Source organism: Streptomyces sp. NPDC028308 (assembly GCF_055565855.1).
On record NZ_JBVHTO010000011.1, the window covers coordinates 17,324 to 42,551 of the forward strand.

The 25,228-nt window shown below is 71.7% G+C and carries 23 protein-coding genes; 9 read left to right on the plus strand and 14 right to left on the minus strand.

Annotated elements, in window-relative coordinates:
• Positions 1-60: 60 nt before the first annotated feature.
• Positions 61-1,470, plus strand: coding sequence for a DNA repair protein RadA (gene radA, locus ACZ4VA_RS25160; RefSeq protein WP_355783722.1), 1,410 nt, complete (start codon positions 61-63; stop codon positions 1,468-1,470).
• A 68-nt stretch (positions 1,471-1,538) separates the two neighbouring features.
• The gene (gene disA, locus ACZ4VA_RS25165; protein ID WP_355783725.1) at positions 1,539-2,663 is read left to right on the plus strand and encodes a DNA integrity scanning diadenylate cyclase DisA; all 1,125 of its coding nucleotides are present in this window, start codon (positions 1,539-1,541) and stop codon (positions 2,661-2,663) included.
• Positions 2,664-2,735: 72 nt separating this feature from the next.
• Here disA and ACZ4VA_RS25170 read toward each other — a convergent pair whose 3' ends face one another.
• On the minus strand, positions 2,736-3,539 hold the full coding sequence (locus tag ACZ4VA_RS25170; RefSeq protein WP_468082554.1) for a hypothetical protein: 804 nt from the start codon (positions 3,537-3,539) through the stop codon (positions 2,736-2,738).
• Between the two features lie 485 nt (positions 3,540-4,024).
• Between ACZ4VA_RS25170 and ACZ4VA_RS25175 the strand changes: the two genes are divergently transcribed.
• The 5 genes from ACZ4VA_RS25175 to cseC all read left to right on the plus strand — a co-directional run bounded on the left by ACZ4VA_RS25175 (position 4,025) and on the right by cseC (position 8,499).
• Complete coding sequence (locus tag ACZ4VA_RS25175) at positions 4,025-4,957, plus strand: HhH-GPD family protein (protein ID WP_355784783.1); 933 nt, start codon at positions 4,025-4,027, stop codon at positions 4,955-4,957.
• Between the two features lie 258 nt (positions 4,958-5,215).
• Positions 5,216-5,764, plus strand: a complete 549-nt coding sequence (locus tag ACZ4VA_RS25180) for a SigE family RNA polymerase sigma factor (RefSeq protein ID WP_355784780.1) — start codon at positions 5,216-5,218, stop codon at positions 5,762-5,764.
• 41 nt (positions 5,765-5,805) lie between these two features.
• The gene (locus ACZ4VA_RS25185) at positions 5,806-6,402 is read left to right on the plus strand and encodes a hypothetical protein (protein WP_356242078.1); all 597 of its coding nucleotides are present in this window, start codon (positions 5,806-5,808) and stop codon (positions 6,400-6,402) included.
• Positions 6,403-6,412: 10 nt separating this feature from the next.
• Entirely contained in the window at positions 6,413-7,120 is a 708-nt protein-coding gene (gene cseB / locus ACZ4VA_RS25190) for a two-component system response regulator CseB (RefSeq protein ID WP_355784774.1), read from the plus strand.
• 8 nt (positions 7,121-7,128) lie between these two features.
• Entirely contained in the window at positions 7,129-8,499 is a 1,371-nt protein-coding gene (gene cseC / locus ACZ4VA_RS25195) for a two-component system sensor histidine kinase CseC (protein WP_356175932.1), read from the plus strand.
• A gap of 79 nt (positions 8,500-8,578) precedes the next feature.
• Here cseC and ACZ4VA_RS25200 read toward each other — a convergent pair whose 3' ends face one another.
• Positions 8,579-10,195 (minus strand): MDR family MFS transporter, encoded by a 1,617-nt coding sequence (locus ACZ4VA_RS25200; protein ID WP_355784768.1) that lies wholly within the window; start codon positions 10,193-10,195, stop codon positions 8,579-8,581.
• A gap of 189 nt (positions 10,196-10,384) precedes the next feature.
• Here ACZ4VA_RS25200 and ACZ4VA_RS25205 point away from each other — a divergent pair, with 189 nt between their 5' ends.
• Complete coding sequence (locus ACZ4VA_RS25205; protein WP_389390594.1) at positions 10,385-10,978, plus strand: TetR/AcrR family transcriptional regulator; 594 nt, start codon at positions 10,385-10,387, stop codon at positions 10,976-10,978.
• 51 nt (positions 10,979-11,029) lie between these two features.
• On the opposite strand, the gene ACZ4VA_RS25210 is transcribed toward ACZ4VA_RS25205, so the two are convergent.
• Together ACZ4VA_RS25210 and ACZ4VA_RS25215 are read right to left on the minus strand one after the other, a co-directional pair.
• Entirely contained in the window at positions 11,030-11,749 is a 720-nt protein-coding gene (locus ACZ4VA_RS25210) for a M23 family metallopeptidase (protein ID WP_355784762.1), read from the minus strand.
• 1,178 nt (positions 11,750-12,927) lie between these two features.
• Positions 12,928-15,453, minus strand: coding sequence for an ATP-dependent Clp protease ATP-binding subunit (locus tag ACZ4VA_RS25215; RefSeq protein WP_355779318.1), 2,526 nt, complete (start codon positions 15,451-15,453; stop codon positions 12,928-12,930).
• Positions 15,454-15,884: 431 nt separating this feature from the next.
• Here ACZ4VA_RS25215 and ACZ4VA_RS25220 point away from each other — a divergent pair, with 431 nt between their 5' ends.
• A complete protein-coding gene (locus ACZ4VA_RS25220; protein ID WP_355779315.1) occupies positions 15,885-16,484 on the plus strand; it encodes an SCO3374 family protein in 600 nt (199 codons plus the stop codon).
• On the opposite strand, the gene ACZ4VA_RS25225 is transcribed toward ACZ4VA_RS25220, so the two are convergent.
• The 10 genes from ACZ4VA_RS25225 to ACZ4VA_RS25270 form a co-directional block, all read right to left on the minus strand.
• On the minus strand, positions 16,463-16,798 hold the full coding sequence (locus tag ACZ4VA_RS25225) for a histone-like nucleoid-structuring protein Lsr2 (RefSeq protein WP_355779313.1): 336 nt from the start codon (positions 16,796-16,798) through the stop codon (positions 16,463-16,465). The two genes, ACZ4VA_RS25220 and ACZ4VA_RS25225, sit on opposite strands and share 22 nt — an antisense overlap.
• A gap of 227 nt (positions 16,799-17,025) precedes the next feature.
• Positions 17,026-17,571 (minus strand): amino-acid N-acetyltransferase, encoded by a 546-nt coding sequence (locus ACZ4VA_RS25230; protein WP_355779309.1) that lies wholly within the window; start codon positions 17,569-17,571, stop codon positions 17,026-17,028.
• A 9-nt stretch (positions 17,572-17,580) separates the two neighbouring features.
• A complete protein-coding gene (locus ACZ4VA_RS25235) occupies positions 17,581-18,009 on the minus strand; it encodes a BlaI/MecI/CopY family transcriptional regulator (protein WP_388904795.1) in 429 nt (142 codons plus the stop codon).
• Positions 18,010-18,190: 181 nt separating this feature from the next.
• Positions 18,191-18,370, minus strand: coding sequence for a hypothetical protein (locus tag ACZ4VA_RS25240; protein ID WP_355779304.1), 180 nt, complete (start codon positions 18,368-18,370; stop codon positions 18,191-18,193).
• A 13-nt stretch (positions 18,371-18,383) separates the two neighbouring features.
• Positions 18,384-19,016 (minus strand): hypothetical protein, encoded by a 633-nt coding sequence (locus tag ACZ4VA_RS25245; protein ID WP_356175947.1) that lies wholly within the window; start codon positions 19,014-19,016, stop codon positions 18,384-18,386.
• Between the two features lie 685 nt (positions 19,017-19,701).
• On the minus strand, positions 19,702-20,499 hold the full coding sequence (locus ACZ4VA_RS25250) for a type III pantothenate kinase (protein WP_355784509.1): 798 nt from the start codon (positions 20,497-20,499) through the stop codon (positions 19,702-19,704).
• A 5-nt stretch (positions 20,500-20,504) separates the two neighbouring features.
• Entirely contained in the window at positions 20,505-21,497 is a 993-nt protein-coding gene (nadC, locus tag ACZ4VA_RS25255; RefSeq protein WP_355784513.1) for a carboxylating nicotinate-nucleotide diphosphorylase, read from the minus strand.
• A 5-nt stretch (positions 21,498-21,502) separates the two neighbouring features.
• Entirely contained in the window at positions 21,503-23,278 is a 1,776-nt protein-coding gene (locus ACZ4VA_RS25260) for an L-aspartate oxidase (RefSeq protein WP_355784516.1), read from the minus strand.
• Complete coding sequence (gene panC, locus ACZ4VA_RS25265) at positions 23,275-24,276, minus strand: pantoate--beta-alanine ligase (RefSeq protein WP_356237973.1); 1,002 nt, start codon at positions 24,274-24,276, stop codon at positions 23,275-23,277. The genes ACZ4VA_RS25260 and panC overlap by 4 nt, the downstream gene beginning before the upstream one ends.
• Complete coding sequence (locus ACZ4VA_RS25270; protein ID WP_356237974.1) at positions 24,273-25,205, minus strand: Rossmann-like and DUF2520 domain-containing protein; 933 nt, start codon at positions 25,203-25,205, stop codon at positions 24,273-24,275. Before ACZ4VA_RS25270 ends, panC begins: the two co-directional genes overlap by 4 nt.
• Between the last annotated feature and the right edge of the window lie 23 nt (positions 25,206-25,228).

Sequence of the window (25,228 nt, forward strand, 5' to 3'; positions counted from 1 at the left end):
AGCCCGGGCGTCCCAGCCGTGAAAAGGGCGCTGTCGGTGGCCTCGGCTACGGTTTCCCCCATGGTTGCCCGTACGAAAACCGCGAAGGACCGGCCGTCCTACCGCTGCACCGAATGCGGCTGGCAGACGGCCAAGTGGCTCGGCCGCTGCCCCGAGTGCCAGGCATGGGGCACGGTCGAGGAGTACGGCGCCCCCGCGGTCCGCACGACGGCTCCGGGCCGCGTCACCACCTCCGCCGTCCCGATCGGACAGGTCGACGCCCGTCAGGCCACCGCGCGCAGCACCGGCGTACCGGAGCTGGACCGCGTCCTCGGCGGCGGCCTGGTCCCCGGCGCGGTCGTCCTCGTCGCGGGCGAGCCGGGCGTCGGCAAGTCGACGCTGCTGCTGGACGTGGCGGCGAAGTCGGCGAGCGACGAGCACCGCACCCTGTACGTGACGGGTGAGGAGTCGGCGAGCCAGGTCCGGGCGCGCGCCGACCGGATCAAGGCGATCGACGACCACCTGTACCTGGCCGCGGAGACCGACCTGGCCGCGGTACTGGGCCACTTGGACGCCGTCAAGCCGTCGCTGCTGATCCTCGACTCCGTGCAGACCGTCGCCTCGCCGGAGATCGACGGCGCCCCGGGCGGCATGGCCCAGGTCCGCGAGGTGGCGGGCGCCCTGATCCGCGCCTCGAAGGACCGCGGGATGGCCACGCTGCTGGTGGGCCATGTCACGAAGGACGGCGCGATCGCGGGACCGCGCCTGCTGGAGCACCTCGTGGACGTGGTGCTGAGCTTCGAGGGCGACCGGCACGCGCGACTGCGTCTGGTCCGAGGGGTGAAGAACCGCTACGGCACGACGGACGAGGTCGGCTGCTTCGAGCTGCACGACGAGGGCATCACGGGCCTGGCCGACCCGTCCGGGCTGTTCCTCACCCGCCGCGCCGAACCGGTCCCGGGCACCTGTCTGACGGTGACGCTGGAGGGCCGCCGCCCCCTGGTGGCCGAGGTCCAGGCGCTGACCGTCGACTCGCAGATCCCCTCGCCCCGGCGCACCACGTCGGGCCTTGAGACCTCCCGGGTGTCGATGATGCTCGCCGTCCTGGAGCAGCGGGGCCGGATCACCGCCCTCGGAAAGCGGGACATCTACTCCGCGACGGTCGGCGGCGTGAAGCTCTCGGAGCCGGCTGCGGACCTGGCGATCGCGCTCGCGCTGGCCTCCGCGGCGAGTGACACCCCGCTGCCGAAGAACCTCGTCGCGATCGGCGAGGTGGGCCTCGCGGGCGAGGTCAGAAGGGTGACGGGCGTCCAGCGGCGGCTGGCCGAGGCGCACCGTCTGGGCTTCACGCACGCCCTCGTACCGGCCGATCCGGGCAGGATTCCACCCGGTATGAAGGTGGTCGAGGTGGCCGACATGGGCGACGCCCTGCGCGTCCTTCCGCGCTCCCGTCGGAGAGAGGCCCCACGGGAGGACGAAGAGCGCCGGTAGACTTTGCCCAGGTCTCGCCCGTCCGTACGAACCGAGGGCGACCGGAAACCTGCGACCGGAGGAGTGCAGTGGCAGCCAACGACCGGGCAGCAGCTCCCGGAAAATCCGGTGGGAGCTCCGGTGCCGATGGCCTGATGCGCGCCTCACTGAGTGCCGTGGCACCCGGCACGGCACTGCGCGACGGGCTCGAGCGGATCCTCCGCGGCAACACCGGAGGACTCATCGTGCTCGGGTCCGACAAGACCGTCGAGGCGATGTGCACCGGTGGCTTCGTGCTGGACGTCGAGTTCACGGCGACGCGGCTGCGTGAGCTGTGCAAGCTCGACGGCGGCATCGTGCTCGACAAGGACATCACCAAGATCCTGCGGGCGGGCGTGCAGCTGGTGCCCGACCCGACGATTCCCACGGAGGAGACCGGCACCCGGCACCGCACCGCCGACCGCGTGTCCAAGCAGGTCGGCTTCCCGGTCGTCTCGGTCTCCCAGTCGATGCGTCTGATCGCCCTGTACGTGGACGGCCAGCGCCGCGTCCTGGAGGACTCGGCGGCGATCCTGTCCCGCGCGAACCAGGCGCTCGCCACGCTGGAGCGCTACAAGCTCCGGCTGGACGAGGTCGCGGGCACGCTGTCGGCGCTGGAGATCGAGGACCTGGTCACCGTCCGGGACGTCTCGGCGGTGGCCCAGCGCCTGGAGATGGTGCGCCGGATCGCCACCGAGATCGCCGAGTACGTCGTCGAACTGGGCACGGACGGACGGCTTCTGGCGCTCCAGCTGGACGAGCTGATCGCCGGCGTGGAGCCCGAGCGCGAGCTGGTCGTACGGGACTACGTGCCCGAGCCGACCGCGAAGCGCTCGCGCACGGTGGACGAGGCGCTCTTCGAGCTGGACGCCCTGTCGCACGCGGAGCTGCTGGAAATGCCGACGGTGGCACGGGCGTTGGGCTACACCGGCTCTCCCGAGGCGCTCGACTCCGCGGTGTCGCCGCGCGGTTTCCGGCTGCTGGCGAAGGTGCCCCGGCTGCCCGGCGCGATCATCGACCGGCTCGTGGAGCACTTCGGCGGTCTGCAGAAGCTGCTCGCCGCGAGCGTGGACGACCTCCAGACGGTCGACGGCGTCGGCGAGGCGCGGGCCCGCAGCGTCCGCGAGGGCCTCTCGCGGCTGGCGGAGTCCTCGATCCTGGAGCGGTACGTCTGAGCCTTCGGGTCTCCGCGGACGTCACCCAGGGGACGAGACGCCCCTGGGTTCTCCGTTTCCGCCGGTCCTGCGTCAGTCCTTCTCCAGGACGAACGACGTCTGGGCCTTGGCCAGCCCCGGCGCCTTCGCCTCGACCAGGTAGGTGCCGGCGGACGCCGAACCCGCCGGGGGCGTCGCGCACTCGGGGGCGCTCGCCTTGCGGTCCCACTCGACGGTGTGCGTCACACGCCCGTCGGCCGGGACGCGGAAGAGGAGGCTGCCGGAGTCCTTGGGGCAGTCCTTCGAGGACCAGAAGGCGTCGTCGCTGCCCGCCTGAGTGATCGTCAGAACGGTGTTCTTCGGGCCGAGATCGACCTTGCAGTCGCCGGACGAGGTGTTCTTGGCGATCAGCTCGATGGCCGGCTTCTTACCGGGCGCGTAGGTGTTGTGGACGCTGCGCACCGTCAACTTGACCGCTCCGGGCGTGCAGTTGGGGAGTCCGGAGCCGGCCGGGAGCTGTCCGCCCGAGCCTCCCCCGCCCTTGGACCCGTCGTCCGAGCCACCGGCGGACCCCGCCGAGCCCGCGCCGCCACCGGAGCCCGAGCCGCCGCCGTCCGCGCCGGAACCGTCGCCGCCGTCGCCCGTACCGCTCGACTCGTCGCGCCCGCCGGGGTGTTGGCTGATGGCGGGTCCGGTGCTGGAGGGCCCCGGGGTGATCGAGGGCGCCGGGTTCTTGCCGTTGGAGCCGTCCCCGTCGCCGCCCCCGCCTCCGCCGCCGTTGGTGACCACCCACAGGATGAGCAGCGCCAACAAGCCGACCACGGACAGCAGAACGGCCCTCCGTCGCCAGTAGATGGAGGAGGGAAGCGGCCCGACCGGATTGCGCAGAGATCCCACGGCGCAAACTGTACGAGAGATCGCCGCCTTCCCCGGCCCCACATGCCGCCCGGCGCACCAACTTTTCCGGATCATCATCCCGGTGGGACGCCGTATGCGCCGAGTCGCGCCCCACCGGGCCGTCCTTGATCGCGGGGAGTGACGAAAACGGGGTGTCGGACACGTTCCGTGATCTCGAACTCGGCGCGGTGACACGGCCGTCGAGGTGCCCTCGCTCCCGGCGCGCGGGTGCCGGACCGGGCGGCAGAGGACCCCGTCCACCCCGGCTCGGTCACACCCTGCGAGAAGAGGGCGGGGACGAGGGTGGAGCCCGTGCCCGCCGGCACCCCGCGGCCGTCCGCCCGGGCCCGGGGGTCTCGTGCCGGCCGGGCGTCGGCGGCGCGGGCGGGCCGGACCCGGACGCCCCGGCCGATCGTCAGGTCTTACGACCCGCCCCCGTGGCTGGCCGCGCCCGGGCGCCCGCCCGTGGCAGGATCGGATACGTCATGACTGCACCCACCTTGCCCACGCCCAGCACCCCGTCGGCCGCAGCGCCCGGCGCTCCCGGTGCATCCCTGCACGAGCCGGTCATCGACTGGTTCGACGAGCACGCCCGTGACCTGCCGTGGCGGCGCCCTGACGCCGGCCCCTGGGGCGTGATGGTCAGTGAGTTCATGCTGCAGCAGACGCCGGTGAACCGCGTGCTGCCCGTCTACGAGCAGTGGCTGGCCCGCTGGCCGCGCCCCGCCGACCTCGCCAAGGAGGCACCCGGCGAGGCCGTCCGCGCCTGGGGCCGCCTCGGCTACCCGCGCCGCGCGCTGCGGCTGCACGGCGCCGCGGTCGCCATAACGGAACGGCACGGCGGCGACGTACCGGCCGAGCACGCCCAGCTGCTGGCGCTGCCCGGGATCGGCGAGTACACGGCGGCCGCCGTGGCGTCGTTCGCGTACGGGCAGCGGCACGCCGTCCTGGACACGAACGTGCGGCGGGTCTTCGCCCGCGCGGTCGCCGGCACCCAGTACCCGCCGAACGCCACGACCGCCGCCGAGCGCAAGCTCGCCCGCGCCCTGCTCCCCGAGGACGAGCGCACGGCCTCGCGCTGGGCCGCCGCCTCCATGGAGCTCGGCGCGCTGGTGTGCACGGCGAAGAACGAGTCGTGCCACCGCTGCCCGATCGCCGCGCTGTGCGCCTGGCGGCTGGCCGGGAAGCCGGAGCACCAGGGCCCGCCGCGCCGCGGTCAGACGTACGCGGGTACCGACCGCCAGGTCCGCGGGCGGCTGCTGGCGGTGCTGCGGGAGGCCGTGACCCCCGTGCCGCAGGCGGCGCTCGACGGGGTGTGGGACGAGCCGGTGCAGCGCGCCCGCGCCCTGGACGGCCTCGTCTCCGACGGGCTGGTCGAACCCGTCGCGGGCGGCCTCTACCGGCTGCCCCTCAGCTGACCCACAGCTCCCGGCGGCCCCGTGACACGCACCCGGCCGCCGAAAACACCCGCAATCCCGACAACCCGGCACGCCCGCTTACCCCTCTCCTACATCCGTTACACAACCGACGTACAGCCGAGCGCTCGCCGCAGGCTGCCTCGGACAACCCCGTGACAACGCCTCCGTAGCTTCATTCCCGTACCGCGGGGACAGCGGCACACAGGCAACGGACAGCCGGCAGCAGACGGGCCGGCAACGGGGATGGAGGCGGTCGGCATGGCGCAGGGAGAGGTGCTCGAGTTCGAGGAGTACGTCCGCACCCGGCAGGACGCGCTGCTGCGCAGTGCCCGCCGACTGGTCCCCGACCCGGTCGACGCCCAGGACCTGCTCCAGACCGCGCTCGTACGGACGTACGGCCGCTGGGACGGCATAGCGGACAAGCGGCTCGCCGACGCCTACCTGCGCCGCGTCATGATCAACACGCGGACCGAGTGGTGGCGGGCCCGCAAGCTCGAAGAGGTGCCGACCGAGCAGCTTCCCGACGCGAGCGTCGACGACGCCACCGAGCAGCACGCGGACCGCGCCCTGCTGATGGACATCATGAAGGTGCTGGCTCCCAAGCAGCGCAGTGTCGTCGTGCTGCGACACTGGGAGCAGATGTCCACGGAGGAGACGGCCGCCGCGCTCGGCATGTCGGCCGGAACGGTCAAGAGCACGCTGCACCGGGCGCTGGCCCGGCTCCGCGAGGAGCTGGAGAGCCGGGACCGTGAGGAGCGCGGCGCCCGCGCGCTCGAACGTGAGGAGCGGGAGCGTTGCGCGGCCTAGGTTCAGGGGCCACCGGGCCCGGTGGGGCCACCAAGGCGGTGATGACGGCGTCGGCCGTGATCGCCGCCCTCGCCCTTTTCGCCTCGGCGTGCGCCACCGGAGGCACCGGCGCCCGGGACGAGGGTCCGGCGGGCGCCGACTCGGTCGCGAGCACCACCACCCCGGCCTCCACGCCGTCCAGGCGCAGCGGGCGCGTCGACGCGGTGCGGCTCGTGCGCCAGGACCCGAAGGTCAGCGCGGCCGTCAAGCGCGACCTGAAGCCGTGCGTGGCCGACGAGTACCCGGTCGACGTCTCCTACGGGAACCTGACCGGCGGATCCGCGGACGACATCGTGGTGAACGTGATGACCTGCGGTGACGCGGTCGGCATCGGCTCGTACGTGTACCGCGCGGAGGACGGCGGATACCGCAACGTCTTCCGCGCCGAGGAGCCGCCGGTGTACGCGGAGATCGACCGCGGCGACCTGGTGGTCACCCAGCAGCTGTACGGGAAGGACGACCCGGTGTCGTACCCCTCCAGCGAAGAGGTGATCACCTACGGCTGGTCCGCGGGCCGTTTCGCCGTGGAGTCCCGGATCCACAACGACTACAGCAACGCGGTGGGCGGCGCCGACTCGCCCGCCCCCGACGCGAACTGAGAGCAGAGGGATGGCAGAGCAGACCCACGTCCTGTTCGTCGAGGACGACGACGTCATCCGCGAGGCCACGCAGCTCGCCCTGGAGCGCGACGGTTTCGCGGTCACCGCCATGCCCGACGGACTCTCGGGACTGGAGGCCTTCCGCGCCGACCGGCCCGACATCGCGCTGCTCGACGTCATGGTGCCGGGTCTCGACGGGGTCAGCCTGTGCCGCCGTATCCGCGACGAGTCCACCGTGCCGGTGATCATGCTGTCGGCGCGGGCCGACTCGATCGACGTGGTGCTGGGCCTGGAGGCGGGCGCCGACGACTACGTCACCAAGCCCTTCGACGGCGCCGTCCTGGTGGCCCGGATCCGCGCGGTGCTGCGGCGCTTCGGGCACGCGAGCGGTCCCGCGGGGCCCGCCTCGGCCGAGCCGGACCGGCTCGACGGCGGGGTCCTGTCCTTCGGGGACCTGGAGATCGACACCGAGGGCATGGAGGTGCGGCGCGACGGGCGGCCGGTGTCGCTCACCCCCACCGAGATGCGGCTGCTGCTGGAGTTCTCGGCCGCGCCCGGCACGGTACTGTCCCGCGACAAGCTCCTGGAACGCGTGTGGGACTACGGATGGGGCGGTGACACACGGGTGGTCGACGTCCATGTGCAGCGGCTGCGCACGAAGATCGGCCAGGACCGGATCGAGACGGTCCGCGGCTTCGGCTACAAGTTGAAGGCCTGAGCAGGGGTATGCGGGGGATATTTCGACGCCTGGTCCAGGCCGGCACGGGGGCCGTCGGGAGCAGGGACATCCGCACCGGCATCCGGTGGAAGCTGAGCGCGGCGATCGCGCTGGTGGGCGCGCTGGTGGCGATCGCGCTGAGCCTGGTCGTGCACAACGCGGCCCGCGTCTCGATGCTCGACAACTCGCGCGATCTCGCCGACGAGCGCATCCAGGTCGCGCAGCGCATGTACGAGTCGGGCCGCACCCAGTCCTTCGGCGTCGAGGTGGACGACCCGACCATCCCGCGTGACCTGCTGCTCAAGGTCGCCCAGGGGCGCCGCGCCACGTTCGTGGCCGAGGGGCACAACGGCGTGCCGGACATCTGGGCGGCCGTGCCGCTCAAGGACGGCCGGGTGCTGTCGCTGCACACGCGGTTCACCGACCGCAGCGCGACCGTGATGAAGGACCTCGACCAGGCGCTGATCATCGGCTCCATCGCGGTGGTCTTCGGCGGCTGCGCCCTCGGTGTCCTCATCGGGGGCCAGCTCTCGCGCCGGCTGCGCAAGGCGGCGGCGGCCGCGAACCAGGTCGCGAGGGGCGACACGGACGTCCGGGTGCGGGACGCCATCGGCGGTGTCGTACGCGACGAGACCGACGATCTGGCGCGCGCCGTGGACGCCATGGCGGACGCGCTCCAGCAGCGCATCGAGGCCGAGCGCCGGGTGACCGCCGACATCGCGCACGAGCTGCGCACTCCGGTGACCGGGCTGCTGACGGCCGCCGAGCTGCTGCCCCCGGGCCGTCCGACGGAGCTGGTACGGGACCGGGCGCAGGCCATGCGGACCCTGGTCGAGGACGTCCTGGAGGTCGCGCGGCTCGACGGGGCGTCGGAGCGGGCGGAGCTGCAGGACATCATGCTGGGCGAGTTCGTGTCCCGGCGGGTGGCCGCGAAGGACCCGGACATCGCGGTGCTCGTGGTGCACGAGTCCGAGGTGACCACCGATCCGCGGCGACTGGAGCGGGTGCTGTTCAACCTGCTGGCCAACGCGGCCCGGCACGGCAAGCCGCCGATCGAGGTGTCCGTCGAGGGGCGGGTCATCCGCGTCCGCGACCACGGGCCGGGTTTCCCCGAGAAGCTTCTGCACGAGGGGCCCAGCCGTTTCCGTACCGGCAGCAGCGACCGCGCGGGCCGCGGCCACGGTCTCGGCCTGACCATCGCCACCGGCCAGGCCCGGGTGCTCGGCGCCCGCCTCACCTTCCGCAACGTCCGCCCCGCCGGCGCCCCGCCCGAGGTGCCGGCCGAGGGCGCGGTGGCGGTCCTGTGGCTGCCGGAGCACGCGCCCACCAACACGGGGAGCTATCCGATGCTGCCCATGCCGGGCGCCCGGGACGGGTGACGCGGCCGGTCCGCGGACGTGGAAAGGCCCCCGGGGCGGACAACGCCGGGGGCCTTTCCTGACCGGGGTGGACGTCGGCTCAGACGGCCTCTGCCACCGTCGGGGCCGCGCCCGCGGCATCCCCGTCCGCGTCCCCGGCCGGCTTCTGCGGTCCCGCGCCCTTGAGCGGGACCTCCTTCACGAACACCGCGGCGACCAGCGCGACGATCGCCACGACCGAGCCGAGCAGGAACGCGGAGTGCGTACCGGACGCCACCGCGTGCTGGTAGGCCTCGCGGGCCACGGCCGGCAGCTTGGCGAGGCTGGCCGCGTCGAGCTGCGCGGACTGCTCGGTCACCTTGGAGCCGATGGCGCCGGCCCGCTCGGTCATCACGTCCTGGACCCGGTGGTTGAACAGCGCGCCCATGATCGCGACACCGAACGAGGAGCCGAGCGTACGGAACAGGGTGGTCGAGGAGGACGCGACGCCCATGTCCTTCATCTCGACGCTGTTCTGCGCGACCAGCATCGTGATCTGCATCAGGCAGCCCATGCCGGCGCCGAGGACCGCCATGTACAGACCGGAGGTGAGCCGGCTCGTGTCGGTGTCCATCTGGGCGAGCAGGAACAGCCCCACCGTCATCAGCACGCTGCCGACGACCGGGAAGACCTTGTACTTGCCGCTGTTGGTGGTGACCCGTCCGGCCACCATCGAGACGACGAGCATCGCGCCGAGCATGGGCAGGAGCAGCAGTCCGGAGTTGGTGGCGGACGCGCCCTGCACCGACTGCTGGTACAGCGGCAGGAAGAGCACGGCACCGAACATCACGAAGCCGGTGATGAAGCCGATGACCGACATCAGCGTGAAGTTGCGGCTGCGGAAGATGTGCAGCGGCACGATCGGCGCGGCGGCCTTGGTCTGCACGAAGAGGAAGCCGACGAGCGCGGCGACGCCGATCCCGATGAGCTCCATGATCCGGGCCGAGCCCCACGGGTACTCGCTGCCGCCCCAGGTGGTGACGAGCACGATGGCCGTGATGCCGAGCGCCAGCAGCCCGGCGCCCAGGTAGTCGATCCGGCTGTCGACCCGCTTCTTCGGCAGGTGCAGCACGGCACTGACGGCGATCAGCGCGACGATGCCGAGCGGCAGGTTGATGTAGAAGGACCAGCGCCAGCCCCAGTGGTCGGTGATGGTGCCTCCCACGAGCGGTCCGGCGATCATGGCGAGCGCCATCACACCGGCGATCATGCCCTGGTACTTACCGCGCTCCCGGGGCGGGATCAGGTCACCGATGATCGCCATGACGCCGACCATCAGGCCGCCGGCGCCGAGGCCCTGGATCGCGCGGAAGCCGATCAGCTGCCCCATGTCCTGGGCCATGCCGCTGAGCGCCGACCCGATCAGGAAGACCACGATCGAGGTCATGAAGACGCCCTTGCGCCCGTACATGTCGCCGAGCTTGCCCCAGATCGGGGTGGAGGCCGCGGTGGCGAGGGTGTAGCCGGTGACGACCCACGACAGGTGTTCGAGGCCGCCCAGTTCGCCCACGATCGTCGGCATGGCCGTGCCCACGATCATGTTGTCGAGCATCGCGAGCATCATCGCGATCAGCAGCGCGCCGAGGACGACCCGCACGCTGCGCGCCTGCGGTCCGTCCGGTACCGCGTCCTGCGGTGGTTTCCCGGTCTGTACGGCCGCTTCGGTGTTGTCCGCCATGGTGTCCACTCCCCTGACCGGCCGTCCCCTCGGTTTCGGCCGATCCCGCTCGGTCTACTTACTTGCCGCCCGGCAAGTTCACTACATTGAGGAAAGTAGACCGCTAACTAGCCGGGCGTCAAGTAAGTTTGTGGTGGCTTTACCGGTCGGCCGTCAGCTAGGTTTTCGGGGAGCGCGAGGAGTACGAGGATGGGCGGCACCATGGACGGCACCAGGCGACAGCGCCGCGGCGACACCCGCCAGCGCATCCAGGACGTGGCCCTCGAACTCTTCTCCGAGCAGGGCTACGAGAAGACGTCCCTGCGCGAGATCGCCGAGCACCTGGACGTCACCAAGGCGGCGCTCTACTACCACTTCAAGAGCAAGGAAGAGATCCTCATCAGCCTCTTCGAGGATCTGACGAGGCCCCTGGACGAGCTGATCGACTGGGGCAGGCAGCAGCCGCACTCCCTGGACACCAAGCAGGAGGTGCTGCGCCGCTACAGCCAGGCCCTCACCGGCGCCGCGCCGCTCTTCCGCTTCATGCAGGAGAACCAGGCGACGGTACGCGAGCTGAGCGTCGGCGAGACGTTCAAGGACCGCATGATGGCCATGCTCGACATCATCAAGGAGCCCGAGGCGGCGCTGCCCGACCAGGTGCGCTGCATCAGCGCGCTCTTCACGATGCACGCCGGGATGTTCGTCCTCAAGGACGTCGAAGGCGACCCCGAGGAGAAGCGCAAGGCCGTCCTCGAGGTCGCGATCGATCTGGTGACGCGGGCGCACGGCGCCTCCACGTCGTAGTCACGGGCGCCCCGGCACCGGTGGTGCCCCGGGCGCCCTCGACGGGCTCCGTCAGACGGTGACGCCCTTGGCGCGCAGGAAGCTGACCGGGTCGACGGCCGAGCCGTAGTTCGGGGTCGTGCGGATCTCGAAGTGCAGGTGGGGTCCGCTGGAGTTCCCGGTGTTGCCGGAGAGCGCTATGTGCTGGCCGGTGGAGACGACCTGGCCGACCCGCACGTCGACGCGGGACAGGTGCGCGTACTGCGAGTAGGTGCCGTTGCCGTGCTTGATGACTACGGCGTTGCCGTACGCGGGACCGTCACCGGCGCCGTTGCCGCCGGTCTTGACGACGGTGCCGCCGTGGGCGGCGACGACCTCGGTGCCCTGCGGCACGGCGTAGTCCTGGCCGGAGTGCTTGTGCGACCACATGCCGCCGGCCTGGTTGAAGCTGGCGGAGAGCTTGTACTTCTTCACCGGGTCGACCCAGGAGACGGCGCTCTTCTTGGCGGCGGCCTTCTTGGCGGCCGCCTTCTGGGCAGCGGCCTTCTTCGCCGTGTCGGCGGCCTTCTTGTTCTTGGCGGCCGTGTCGGCGGCGGCCTTGGCCTGGGCGGCGGCCTGGGTCTGCACCGCGCTGGCCGTGGTGCCGGGGGCGGCGGTGGTCAGCGTGGTGTCGGCGGCGGCCGCGACCCCGGCGCCCAGAGCGACCGAGGCACCCAGCCCGACGGCCAGGGCGGCCGCCCGCATACGGAGCTGGGACGCACGGGAGTGACGGGGCGTGACGCGCTTCGACATGTAGACCTCTTCGAGACGGGGACGGGGCAGAAAAGAACACCCGGCGCTCTGGCATCTGCCGGATGGACTCCACATTGGTAACCCGCCGTCTCGACAAGCCCCAAACCCCCCATCTACGAACCAAGGCCGTAGTTCGTCTCAAAACTTTCGACTCCTTGACAGACCGTTTGTCGGCCTAAGAATCTTGTTCATTTCGGTCACATGGGGAGGTTTATCCCCACTTCGAGGCCTCGTTCCCTTGGGAAACACCGCCCGCACCGCCCGGCCCCGCCCGCCGGGAGTCGGCCGCCCACAGCCATGGGCCAAAGGTCCCTTTTGTCCCTCCACGTCCGACCACTATTCCACCTAGTACCGGACATATCGCCTGTGCGTCATGTCACCGGAGGGCCGGATCGGGACCCCGGCGAATGTGACGCGGGCTACGCCGTTCACCCCGCCGGGAGCGGGGCCCGGGGCGCGATTCCGGCGGACCGAGCGGGCGCCGGACGCCGGCTGTCGGAGGCCCGAAGGGGGCCGTCCGCCGGTCCGGTGGCCGTCGGGGCGCTGTCGGTTCGGTGGGTGGGTCGGGTCCGTGCCGGTACATCCGGCCGTCGGTAGTGGGTGTCGGCGTCCGTCACCAGCGTTCCTCGGTCGGGTACGTCCCCGTCTCGACGGCCATTTGATGTACCGGCACGGCCCCTTCGGTGCGATCGCGACTGCGGGCCGTGGGGGGCCGAGCCGCGGGGGCTGGGGGCCGGGGGCTCCGGTAGGGCCGGTGGGCGACGCTCGGCCCCTTCGGTCGCAGGGCGACTGCGGGCCGTGGAGGCTGAGCCGCGGGGACTGGGGCCGGAGGCTCGGTAGGGCCGATGGGCGACGCACGGCCCCTTCCCTCCGGAGGGCGGCTGCGGGCCGTGGAGGCTGAGCCGCGGGGACTGGGGCCGGAGGCTCGGTAGGGCCGATGGGCGACGCACGGCCCCTTCCCTCCGCAGGGCGGCTGCGGGCCGTGGAGGCTGAGCCGCGGGGGCACGGGGGCGCCGGTGGCGACGCGCGCCTCTTCCGCCGGAGGGCGGCTGCGGGCCGTGGGGGCTGAGGTGCGGGCCCGGTGGCTTCGGTGGGCGACGTGTGCTTTGAGGGCGCGAAAAGGGGCTGCCCCGGGACCGGAGTCCCGGGGCAGCCCCATGGTGCGGCGAAACCGGAGGTTACGCGTCCTTGCTCAGGTTCGGACCGGCGCCGCCGGCGGCCTGCTCGATCGGCGGGACGTCGGGAAGGGCCGACTTCTCCTCACCCCGGAAGGTGAAGGTCTTGGCCTCGCCCTCGCCCTCCGTGTCCACGACCACGATGTGGCCCGGACGCAGCTCGCCGAAGAGGATCTTCTCGGACAGCGTGTCCTCGACCTCGCGCTGGATCGTGCGCCGCAGCGGACGCGCGCCCAGCACCGGGTCGTAGCCCTTCTTGGCGAGGAGCTCCTTCGCGGACTGGGAGAGCTCGATGCCCATGTCCCGGTCCTTCAGGCGCTCGTCCACCTTGCTGACCATCAGGTCGACGATCTGGAGGATGTCGTCCTGGGTGAGCTGCGGGAAGACGACGACGTCGTCCACACGGTTGAGGAACTCGGGCCGGAAGTGCTGCTTGAGCTCGTCCGAGACCTTGTTCTTCATGCGCTCGTAGTTGGTCTTCGTGTCACCCTGCGCCGCGAAGCCCAGGTTGAAGCCCTTCGAGATGTCCCGCGTGCCGAGGTTGGTCGTCATGATGATGACCGTGTTCTTGAAGTCCACGACCCGGCCCTGGGAGTCGGTCAGACGACCGTCCTCCAGGATCTGCAGCAGCGAGTTGAAGATGTCCGGGTGGGCCTTCTCCACCTCGTCGAAGAGGACGACGGAGAACGGCTTGCGGCGGACCTTCTCGGTCAGCTGGCCGCCCTCTTCGTAGCCCACGTAGCCGGGGGGCGAACCGAAGAGACGCGAGACCGTGTGCTTCTCGCTGAACTCCGACATGTCGAGGGAGATCAGCGCGTCCTCGTCACCGAAGAGGAACTCGGCGAGCGCCTTGGACAGCTCCGTCTTACCGACACCGGACGGACCGGCGAAGATGAACGAACCACCCGGACGCTTCGGGTCCTTCAGACCGGCGCGCGTACGGCGGATCGCCTTCGAGAGCGCCTTGACGGCGTCCTTCTGGCCGATGACCCGCTTGTGGAGCTCGTCCTCCATGCGCAGCAGACGCGAGGACTCCTCCTCGGTCAGCTTGAAGACCGGGATGCCGGTGGCCGTCGCGAGGACCTCGGCGATCAGCTCGCCGTCGACCTCGGCCACGACGTCCATGTCGCCGGCCTTCCACTCCTTCTCGCGCTTGGCCTTCGCCGCGAGGAGCTGCTTCTCCTTGTCACGGAGAGAGGCGGCCTTCTCGAAGTCCTGCGAGTCGATCGCGGACTCCTTGTCGCGGCGGACGCCGGCGATCTTCTCGTCGAACTCGCGGAGGTCCGGCGGCGCCGTCATCCGACGGATGCGCATCCGGGAGCCCGCCTCGTCGATCAGGTCGATCGCCTTGTCGGGGAGGAACCGGTCCGAGATGTAGCGGTCCGCGAGCGTCGCGGCCTGGACCAGGGCCTCGTCCGTGATCGAGACACGGTGGTGCGCCTCGTAGCGGTCGCGCAGGCCCTTGAGGATCTCGATGGTGTGCGGGAGGGAAGGCTCCGCCACCTGGATCGGCTGGAAGCGGCGCTCGAGGGCCGCGTCCTTCTCGAGGTGCTTGCGGTACTCGTCCAGGGTCGTGGCACCGATGGTCTGGAGCTCACCGCGGGCCAGCATCGGCTTCAGGATCGAGGCCGCGTCGATGGCGCCCTCGGCGGCACCCGCGCCGACGAGCGTGTGCAGCTCGTCGATGAACAGGATGATGTCGCCGCGGGTGCGGATCTCCTTGAGGACCTTCTTCAGGCGCTCCTCGAAGTCACCGCGGTAGCGGGAGCCGGCGACCAGCGCGCCCAGGTCGAGGGTGTAGAGGTGCTTGTCCTTGAGGGTCTCGGGCACCTCGCCCTTGACGATGGCCTGCGCCAGCCCCTCGACGACGGCGGTCTTGCCGACGCCGGGCTCGCCGATGAGGACCGGGTTGTTCTTGGTGCGGCGGGACAGCACCTGCATGACCCGCTCGATCTCCTTCTCGCGCCCGATGACCGGGTCGAGCTTGGACTCACGAGCGGCCTGGGTGAGGTTCCGGCCGAACTGGTCGAGGACCAGGGACGTGGAGGGCGTGCCCTCGGCAGGACCACCGGCGGTGGCGGTCTCCTTGCCCTGGTAACCGGAGAGCAGCTGGATCACCTGCTGCCGCACGCGGTTGAGGTCTGCGCCCAGCTTGACCAGGACCTGGGCGGCGACGCCCTCGCCCTCACGGATCAGGCCGAGCAGGATGTGCTCCGTGCCGATGTAGTTGTGGCCCAGCTGAAGGGCCTCGCGGAGCGACAGCTCCAGGACCTTCTTGGCACGGGGGGTGAAGGGGATGTGCCCGGACGGGGCCTGCTGCCCCTGCCCGATGATCTCCTCCACCTGCTGGCGGACCGCCTCGAGCGAAATCCCGAGGCTCTCCAGGGCCTTAGCGGCGACACCCTCACCCTCGTGGATCAGGCCCAGGAGGATGTGCTCGGTGCCGATGTAGTTGTGGTTGAGCATCCGGGCTTCTTCCTGAGCCAGGACGACAACCCGCCGCGCGCGGTCGGTGAACCTCTCGAACATCGTTAATCGCTCCTCAGAGCGGTCAGGCAGTAAGGGGACGCTCCCCTCCCTGTCCTTCCGCAGCTTAGTCCCGCAAGCGGGGACCGCTCATTCCAACTGCCGACACCGTCCTTGGCCTCCTGACCCCGAACGCCGACATCTGCCTCAACCCGATGGTGCGAGACGATGTTCCCGCAGGCCAGGCAGTTACCCCCACCATCAGTACGCCGATGGCGAACGTGAGACCGCCTTTCCTTGCGTGTCGCCCCCTCCCACTAGGGATGTCTTACCCGTACGCACGGACACTCCATGCCGCGCGCACCGGTTCCCTCCGCTATGGGCGAACACCCGCGCGCCGGTGGGCACCGACGCGCGCCCCCGCCTCCGGCACGCTTCGCGTTCGTCGAAACACACAGCGTAACTCCAGGGCTCTCCGGACGGTTGCTCCTGACATGGCTCTCACCGTTCCCCCTCCTCGCCGGCCGCCGGGGTCCCGCCGCGCCGGTGACACCGCAGATCCGGTGCGGCACTGGTACGAGAACGAACTGGGCTGGCAGACCGTGCCCGGAACGCCGACGGGACTGGTCACCGGGCTGCGCTTCGACGTCCTGGAGGTGCCGGCGGAGGCCGGGGCGGCGGCGCTGCGGCATCTGCGGCCGACGTCTCCGGTGGCCCTTCAGGGGGACCGGATGCGGCTGCTGGTGGCCGAGGGCAGCGCGGACGAGCTGCCGGGGCTGCTGGACTGGCTGGAGTGGGGCGCTCTGACGCTGGATCTCACAGCGATCGGCGCGGGCGGGCGCATCGAGGCGCCGGTGCCGCCGGGAGGGGCAGGCGGCCGTCCGCCGGTCGGCGGGGGTGGTCCGCAGGGGGCCGCCGTGTGGCTGCGGCCCCCCGAGCCGGGGTGCGAGGTCGAACCCTCACTGCCGACGCTGTCGGCCGTGGGGGGCGGTGGGGGCGCCCCCGATCTCGTACGAGTCGTGGACACGATGGCAACCCACTGCCACCGTGTCCGGCTGCGGCGCTCGTGCGCTCAGCCGTTGGCCTTCTCGTAGGCCTCGCGAATGGCTGCGGGAACTCGGCCACGGTCGTTGACGTCGTGGCCGTTCTCCTTCGCCCACGCGCGAATCTGCGCGGTGTCCTGGCTGCCGCCGGAAGTGGCGCGCGCCTTTCCACGTCCACCCGAAGTGCGGCCCCCGGTGCGACGGCCACCCTTCACGTAGGGCTCGAGAAGGCCGCGAAGCTTGTCCGCATTGGCAGTCGTGAGATCGATCTCGTACGTCTTGCCGTCCAGCGCGAACGTCACGGTCTCGTCCGCCTCGCCACCGTCGAGGTCGTCGACAAGAAGGACCTGAACCTTCTGTGCCACCGGATTTCCTTTCATCGATAACCATGGGGCGGAGGGCCTGCGGCGTGCGCCGCTGTTTCGCGTCCCCTGTTATATGCAGTACTGCAGTACGTCGGAAAGCAAACCGCTTTTGCCGGAAAAACACAAACCCCTGGCGGGGACTCACAGCCCTGGGGTAGACCGGAAACGTGCGCGTTTCGGACATAGGGACCCGGGGCATGCCTCCCCGCCGGAATAGTCGGCGGCGATCACAGATGCAGAAGCATCCGACTGTTGCCCAAGGTGTTCGGTTTCACTCGTTCGAGACCGAGGAACTCTGCCACGCCCTCGTCATAGGAACGCAGCAGCTCCGCGTAGACATCGGTGTCCACGGGCGTCTCGCCGATCTCCGTGAAGCCGTGCTTGGCGAAGAAGTCGACTTCGAAGGTCAGACAGAAAACCCGGCGAACGCCGAGCCAGCGGGCGGTCTGCAGCAACTTCCCGAGCAGCTGATGACCCACGCCCAGCCCTCTGACCGTCGGGTTCACCGCGAGGGTGCGGACTTCCGCGAGGTCTTCCCACATCACGTGCAGCGCCCCGCAGCCCACCACCTCGGCGTTGTCATCGCGTTCCGCGACCCAGAACTCCTGGATGTCCTCGTAAAGCGTCACCGTCGCTTTGTCGAGCAGGATGCGGCGCTCCACGTACGAGTCGAGGAGGCGGCGCACCGCCTGGACATCGCTGGTCCTGGCCCGGCGGACGGTGATGGCTTTTGCGGTGGGTTCGGGATGCTCTGCGGGATGCTCTGCTGGCATGGGCGGACGCTATCGCCCGGTGTCGTCCTGAGACGCGGCGGGGTTCTCGTCCGGCGGCGCGGGGGTTTCCTCCGGCGTTTCAGCCGTTTCCGGGCCCTGGACGATGGCCACCGCGTTGCGCAGGGCGAGACGCTGTTCCTCGCTCATCATCCCGAAGAACGCCACGAGTGCGGCTGCCGGGTTGTCGCTCTGCGACCAGGCGTCGTTCATCAGCGCCGCGGCGTAGGCGGCCCGTGTGGAGACCGCTTCATATCGATAGGCCCGGCCTTCGGCCTCGCGGCGCACCCAGCCCTTCTGATGGAGATTGTCCAAAACGGTCATCACCGTGGTGTACGCGATGGACCGTTCCTGCTGAAGGTCTTCCAGGACTTCTCGAACGGTCACCGGGCGGTTCCACTTCCACACCCGCGTCATGACCGCGTCTTCGAGTTCTCCCAATGGGCGAGGCACAGCCAGAACAATAGTGGGAGAAGTCGCCGATGGCGTGCCGGACGTGCGTCTTCTTCCACAAACGGCAACAAAAAGGGCGTACGACTCGAAAATCGTACGAGTCGTACGCCCTGGTGAGCTGCGGTGCGGTGGATCGCTGCGGTGCGGTGCGGTGCCGTGGATAGGTCTCTCAGGACTCGGTGTCCCGGGTGGCCTGGCGGGCGCCCTCGGCTCGGGCGAGCGCCGCGTCGACCACGGCGTCCTCCTTGGCCTTGTTGGCCCCGCCCTGGGTCTTCACGATCGTCACGATCAGCCCGATGAAGAACACGGCCATCACGACGGGGGGCACGAGCGCGGAGACGTAGTCCATGCCTCCAGAGTAGCTAGCCCGCCGCCAGCTCCTGATGCGGGTCGGCCGTCGGCGGACCCGGTTTGCGCTTCGGCGGGAAGACCTCGCCGGGCGTGGGGATGGGGCGGTCCGGGCGGGGACTCTTCACCGGGGTCTGGGGCCTTGGCTCCGCCGGTCTGCCGGCCGGCTTCTTGGCGGGCTGTCCGGCTGCCTCGCGGGCGCGTCCGGCTCCTTGGACCGCCAGGCCGCCCGGGAGGGCCAGGAGGTGGCTGCGGGACGCCGGCACGGTGGGTGTGCGGCCCGCGAGGCGGGCACGGACGTCCTGCTCGGCGAGGACACGGCAGCGGTCCAGGAGGACGGCGGCGGCCGGGGTGCCGCGGAGGGCGCGCAGGGCGGCCAGGTCGTCCGGGACCGGGCGATAGCCGGCGCCCAGGACGTCCTCCAGGAGGGCGAGATAGCCGGTCGTGGTGCCGGGCAGGGCGGCCCGGTAGCGGGCCAGGTCGGCCAGCATGAAGGCGCGGAGCCTCTCTCCCTCACGGGTCGCCTCGTCGAGGGACTCGGCGAGACGGAGACAGTCCTGGACGTCTTCGGCCGAGGCGGGACCGGGGTGGAGGGCGAGGGCGAGGGCACGTCGGAGCACACGCAGCTCCTCCGTGCCGAACGCCATGCCGCCTCGGGATCCATATGGCGTGGGCATGCGGCGACGATACGCGCTAATCAGACAAAATTCGCATACCGGGTGGTTGTGGCGTGGGGGTTTTGGGTGGTGCGGTGGCCGGCGGGTCGGTGGGCGTCGGGGCGCTGCCTGTCCGGTGGGTGGGTCGGGGCCGTGCCGGTACATCCGGCCGTCGGTAGTGGGTGTCGGCGTCCGTCACCAGCGTTCCTCGGTCGGGTACGTCCCCGTCTCGACGGCCATTTGATGTACCGGCACGGCCCCTTCGGTGCGATCGCGACTGCGGGCCGTGGGGGGCCGAGCCGCGGGGGCGCGGGCCCGGGGGCTCCGGTGCGGGCCGGTGGGCGGCGCCACCTGGCGGACGGGCGTGCGGCGAGGGGCGGCGCCCACCCACCCGGCTGGCGCCGGCGGACCGCCCGCTCCAGCTGCGGACAGGCGTGCGGTGGGGTGCGGCCCGCCCCAACTGCGGGCAATCGTGCCGCTGGGGCGATGGGGGTCCCCCCGCTCGAGCGGAGCCGAGAGTGGGGGAGGGTGGGCGCAGGCGGCTCCCCGTTGGCGCCGGGCTCGCCGGCCTACCTCGACGTCACCGTAGGTCGGGGTGCTGGATGTACGTGGGGTGAGTGGGCCCACCCGGGCGGTGCCCCGTGAGCGATGGGGTGGGCCGCCCGGGTTGGGTGCGTCAGGTGCGGGAGACGTTTCGTTCGTAGACCAGGCGGAGGCCGATCAGGGTGAGCCACGGCTCGTGTTCGTCGATGACCGAGGACTCCCCGAGGACCATCGGCGCCAGCCCGCCCGTCGCGATGACGGTGACGTCGTCCGGATCGTCGGCCAGTTCGCGTGCCATCCGGCTGACGACCCCGTCGACCTGGCCGGCGAACCCGTAGATGATGCCGGACTGCATCGCCTCGACCGTGTTCTTGCCGATCACCGCACGCGGCCGGGCCACCTCGATCTTGCGCAGCTGCGCGCCCTTGACGCCGAGCGCGTCGACGGAGATCTCGATGCCGGGGGCGATGACACCGCCCACGTACTCCCCGCGCGCGCTGACCGCGTCGAACGTGGTCGCCGTGCCGAAGTCGACGACGATCGCCGGCCCGCCGTAGAGCTCGACGGCCGCGACGGAGTTGATGATGCGGTCCGCGCCGACCTCCTTGGGGTGGTCGGTCAGGATCGGCACGCCCGTTTTGACGCCGGGCTCCACGAGGACCGCGGGGACGTCGCCGTAGTACCGGCGGGTCACCTCGCGCAGCTCGTGCAGGACCGAGGGGACGGTGGCGCAGATCGCGATGCCGTCGATGCCGTCGCCGAGCTCCTCGCCGAGCAGCGGGTGCATGCCCATCAGCCCCTGGAGGAGCACGGCCAGCTCGTCGGCCGTACGGCGGGCGTCCGTGGAGATGCGCCAGTGCTCGACGATCTCCTCGCCGTCGAAGAGGCCGAGGACGGTGTGGGTGTTGCCGACGTCGATGGTGAGGAGCATCGGTCCTACTCCGCCTCGTCCGTCGACGCCTCGCGCAGGTCGAGGCCGATGTCCAGGATGGGCGCGGAGTGGGTGAGGGCGCCCACCGCCAGGTAGTCGACGCCCGTCTTGGCGTAGACCTCCGCGTTGCCGAGGGTGAGCCGGCCTGACGCCTCCAGGAGCGCGCGGCCCTTGACGAGGGTCACGGCCTCCTCGCACTCGGCGGGCGTGAAGTTGTCCAGGAGGATCAGGTCCGCGCCCGCGTCCACCACTTCGCGCAGTTGGTGCAGGGTGTCGACCTCGACCTCGATCGGCAGCTCCGGGAAGGCCTCGCGGACGGCCTCGAAGGCCTGTGCCACGCCGCCCGCGGCGACCACGTGGTTGTCCTTGACGAGGGCCGCGTCGGACAGCGACATGCGGTGGTTGACGCCGCCGCCCATGCGTACGGCGAACTTCTCCAGGGAGCGCAGTCCCGGTGTCGTCTTGCGGGTGTCGCGCACGCGCGTGGCGGTGCCCTCCAGGGCGTCGGCCCACGCGCGCGTGGCGGTCGCGATGCCGGACAGCCGGCACAGCAGGTTGAGCGCGCTGCGCTCGGCGGTGAGCAGGTCGCGGGTACGGGTGGTGACGCTGAGGAGCTTCTGGCCGGCCTCGACGCGGTCGCCGTCCAGGACGTGCCGCTCGACCTCGAACTCGTCGGTGCAGACCACCGAGATCACGGCCTCGGCGACCCGCAGGCCCGCCACGACGCCGGCCTCCCGGGCGGTGAAGTCGGCGGTGGAGACCGCGTCCTCGGGGATGGTCGCGACGGTCGTCACGTCCACGCCGTGGTCGAGGTCCTCCTGGATGGCCAGGTGCGCGATGTCCTCGACCTCCACGGGGTCGAGCCCCGCGTCGGCCAGGAGCTGGGCGAGCGCGGGGTCGAGCCCGCACTCCAGGTACTCCTCGTCCGTGTCGGCGGCGCAGCCGCAGCCGTCGCCGCAGCCGCCGCTCTGGGCGAGGGGAAGGTCGGGGGTGCTCACTTCGGTCACTGCTCCTGGGGACGGGGCGACGGCTGGGGCGTGGAGGTTCCCGTGGTCCGGGTGGGGCCGGAGTCCTCGGGGAGGGTCGGGGGGAAGTCTGCTGTCTCGGTGGTGCGCACGGCGAGGGTCCGGTCGGGATTCAGCCGTACGACGATGTGGCGCCGCCAGGCCGTGTCGTCCCGGTCGGCGTGGTCCTCGCGCCAGTGGCAGCCGCGGGTCTCCTCGCGCTGCTGGGCGGCGGCGACCAGGACCCGGGCCACGCACAGGAGGTTGGTGGACTCCCAGGTGTCGACGCCGGGCTCGGAGGTCTTGCCGTTCTCGTCGAGCGCGTCGCGGGCGTCCGCGTGCAGGCGCTGGAGGCGGTCGGCCGCGCCGGCCAGGGACTCGGCGGAGCGCAGGACGCCCGCGCCGTCGGTCATGATCCGCTGGATCGCGAAGCGGGCCTCGGGGGCGAGCAGCGGGTGCGCGGGCTTCTCGGGGTGCGGGACGGGCACCGGCACGCGCGCGTGGAGGTGCTCCTGCGCGTGGCGGGTGGCGATGTCGGCCGCGATCCGCTCGGCGTAGACCAGGCCCTCGAGCAGGGAGTTGGAGGCGAGCCGGTTGGCGCCGTGGACGCCGGTGCAGGCGACCTCGCCGCACGCGTACAGGCCGGGGACGGTCGTACGGCCGTGGCGGTCGGTGCGGACGCCTCCGGACGCGTAGTGCGCGGCCGGGGCGACGGGGACGGGCTCGTTGACCGGGTCGATGCCGTGGGCGCGGCAGGCGGCCAGGATGGTCGGGAAGCGGTGCTCCCACATGTCGGCGCCGAAGTGCCGGGCGTCGAGGAACATGTGCTCGGCGTCCTGCTCCTGCATGCGGCGCATGATGCCCTTGGCGACGATGTCCCTGGGGGCCAGCTCGGCCAGCTCGTGCTGCCCGACCATGAAGCGCACGCCGTCGGCGTCGACCAGGTGGGCGCCCTCGCCGCGTACCGCCTCGGAGACGAGCGGCTGCTGGCCCTCCGCGTCCGGGCCGAGGAAGAGCACGGTCGGGTGGAACTGGACGAATTCGAGGTCGCTCACCTCGGCGCCCGCGCGCAGGGCGAGCGCCACGCCGTCGCCCGTGGACACGGAGGGGTTGGTGGTGGCCGAGAAGACCTGCCCCATGCCGCCGGTCGCGAGGACCACGGCGGGGGCGTGGACGGCGCCCACGCCGTCGTGCTGGCCCTCCCCCATGACGTGCAGGGTGACTCCGGCGGTGCGGCCGTCGGCGTCCGTGAGCAGGTCCAGGACCAGCGCGTTCTCGACCGTGCGCAGTCCACGCGCACGTACCGCGTCGACGAGGGCGCGGGAGATCTCGGCGCCGGTCGCGTCGCCTCCCGCGTGCGCGATGCGCCGCCGGTGGTGGCCGCCCTCGCGGGTCAGCTCCAAGGCGCCCTCGGCGGACTCGTCGAAGTGCGCGCCGGTCGCGATCAGCCGGCGTACGGCGTCGGGGCCCTCGGTGACGAGGATGCGGACGGCTTCCTCGTCGCACAGGCCGGCGCCGGCCACGAGCGTGTCGTCCAGGTGCTGTTCCGGGGTGTCGCCCTCGCCGAGGGCCGCGGCGATGCCACCCTGCGCCCAGCGCGTGGAGCCGTCGTCCAGGCGGGCCTTGGTGACGACGACCGTGCGCAGTCCCGCGGCCTCGCAGCGGAGCGCCGCGGTGAGTCCCGCGACACCGGAGCCGACCACGACGACGTCGGCGTCGACGGACCAGCCGGGGGCGGGGGCGTGCAGGCGTATGCCGGTACCTGTGCCGGTCACGAGGCGGCTCCGAAGGTGAGGGGGATGTTGTCGATCAGCCGGGTCGTGCCGACCCGGGCGGCGACGGCGAGGACCGCCTCGCCGGTGAAGTCGTCCGCGATCTCGGTGAAGTCCGACGGGTCGACCAGTGTCAGGTAGTCCAGGGAGAGCGGCGGCTCCAGGCGCGCCGCGTCGTCCAGGACGAGGCGGGCGGCGGCGCGCACGGCGGCCGGGCCGGAGACGCCCGCGGGGGCAGCCTTGGCGACGGCGTGCGCGTCGGCGGCGGCGCGGGACTCCCCGAGGGCGCTGAGGGCCTCGGCACGCGCACGCGTGGCGGGCACCTCCCGGGCCCGGGCCCGCAGTGCCTCCTGCGCGGCGTGCCGGTCGCGGCCCGCGAACAGGGCCTGGGACAGCGCGAGCGCCGTGCGGCGCTCGTCGGCGGAGAGGTAGCGGTTGCGGCTGGAGAGGGCGAGCCCGTCCTCCTCGCGCACGGTGGGCACGCCGACGATCTCCACGCCGAAGTTCAGGTCGCGCACCATGCGGCGGATCAGGGCGAGCTGCTGGGCGTCCTTCTGCCCGTACAGCGCCACGTCGGGCCGGGTGAGGTGCAGCAGCTTGGCGACGACGGTGAGCATGCCGTCGAAGTGCCCGGGCCGTACGGCGCCCTCCAGGAGGCCGCCCATGGGTCCGGCGCTGACGCGGACCTGGGGTTCACCGCCGGGATAGACCTCGTCCACGGCGGGGGCGAACACGACGTCCGCGCCGGCCAGCCCGGCGATCTTGACGTCGGCGTCGAGGGTGCGCGGGTAGCGGTCGAGGTCCTCGCCCGCGCCGAACTGGAGCGGGTTCACGAAGACCGTCACGACGACCTCGCCCGCGTCGCCCGCCAGCTCCCGGGCGGCGCGGATCAGCGTGGCGTGGCCCTCGTGCAGGGCGCCCATGGTCATCACGACGGCGCGGCGGCCGTCGCGTACACGCGCGTGCAGCTCGTCCGCGGTGCGCAGCAGAGCGGTGGTCATCGGTCGCTCCCGTCGTCGGGCAGGGTCGCGCCGTCGGCGAGTACCCCGAGCAGGTCCTCGGCGAGTTCCGGCTTCAGCAGTCCGTGGGCGAGGGCGCGGTCGGCGGTCGCGCGGGCCATCGCCAGGTAGCCGGCGACGGTCTGCGGGGCGTGCCTGCGCAGCTCGGCGACGTGCGCGGCGACCGTGCCCGCGTCGCCGCGCGCCACCGGGCCGGTGAGGGCCGCGTCGCCGGACCTGAGGGCGTTGTCCAGCGCGGCGCCGAGCAGCGGGCCGAGCATGCGGTCGGGGGCCTCCACGCCCGCGGTGCGCAGCAGCTCCATGGACTCGGCGACCAGCGTCACCAGGTGGTTCGCGCCGAGGGCGAGGGCCGCGTGGTAGAGCGGCCGGCTCTCCTCGGCGATCCACTCCGGCTCGCCGCCCATCTCGATCACCAGGGCCTCGGCGGCCAGGCGCAGTTCCTCGGGCGCGGTCACGCCGAAGGAGCAGCCGGCCAGCCGCTGTACGTCCACGGGGGTGCCCGTGAAGGTCATCGCGGGGTGCAGCGCGAGCGGCAGGGCGCCCGCGCGCAGTGCCGGGTCCAGCACCCGCGCGCCGTACCGCCCGGAGGTGTGGACGAGGAGCTGGCCGGGGCGGACGGCACCGGTCTCGGCGAGTCCCTCGACGAGACCGGGCAGGGCGTCGTCCGGGACGGTCAGCAGGACCAGGTCGGCGCGCTCCATGACCTGGGCGGGCGTCATCAGGGGCACGTCGGGCAGCATCCGCGCGGCGCGCCGTACGGAGGCGTCGGACACCCCGGAGACGGCCACCGGACGGTGTCCGGCGAGCTGGAGGGACGCGGCCAGCGCCGGGCCCACGCGACCGGCGCCGACGACGCCGACGGTGAGCCGCGCGGGGCGGTCCTTCGGCTCTGGCTGTTGGAATGTACTCACTCGACGGCGGCCTTCCCGTTCCA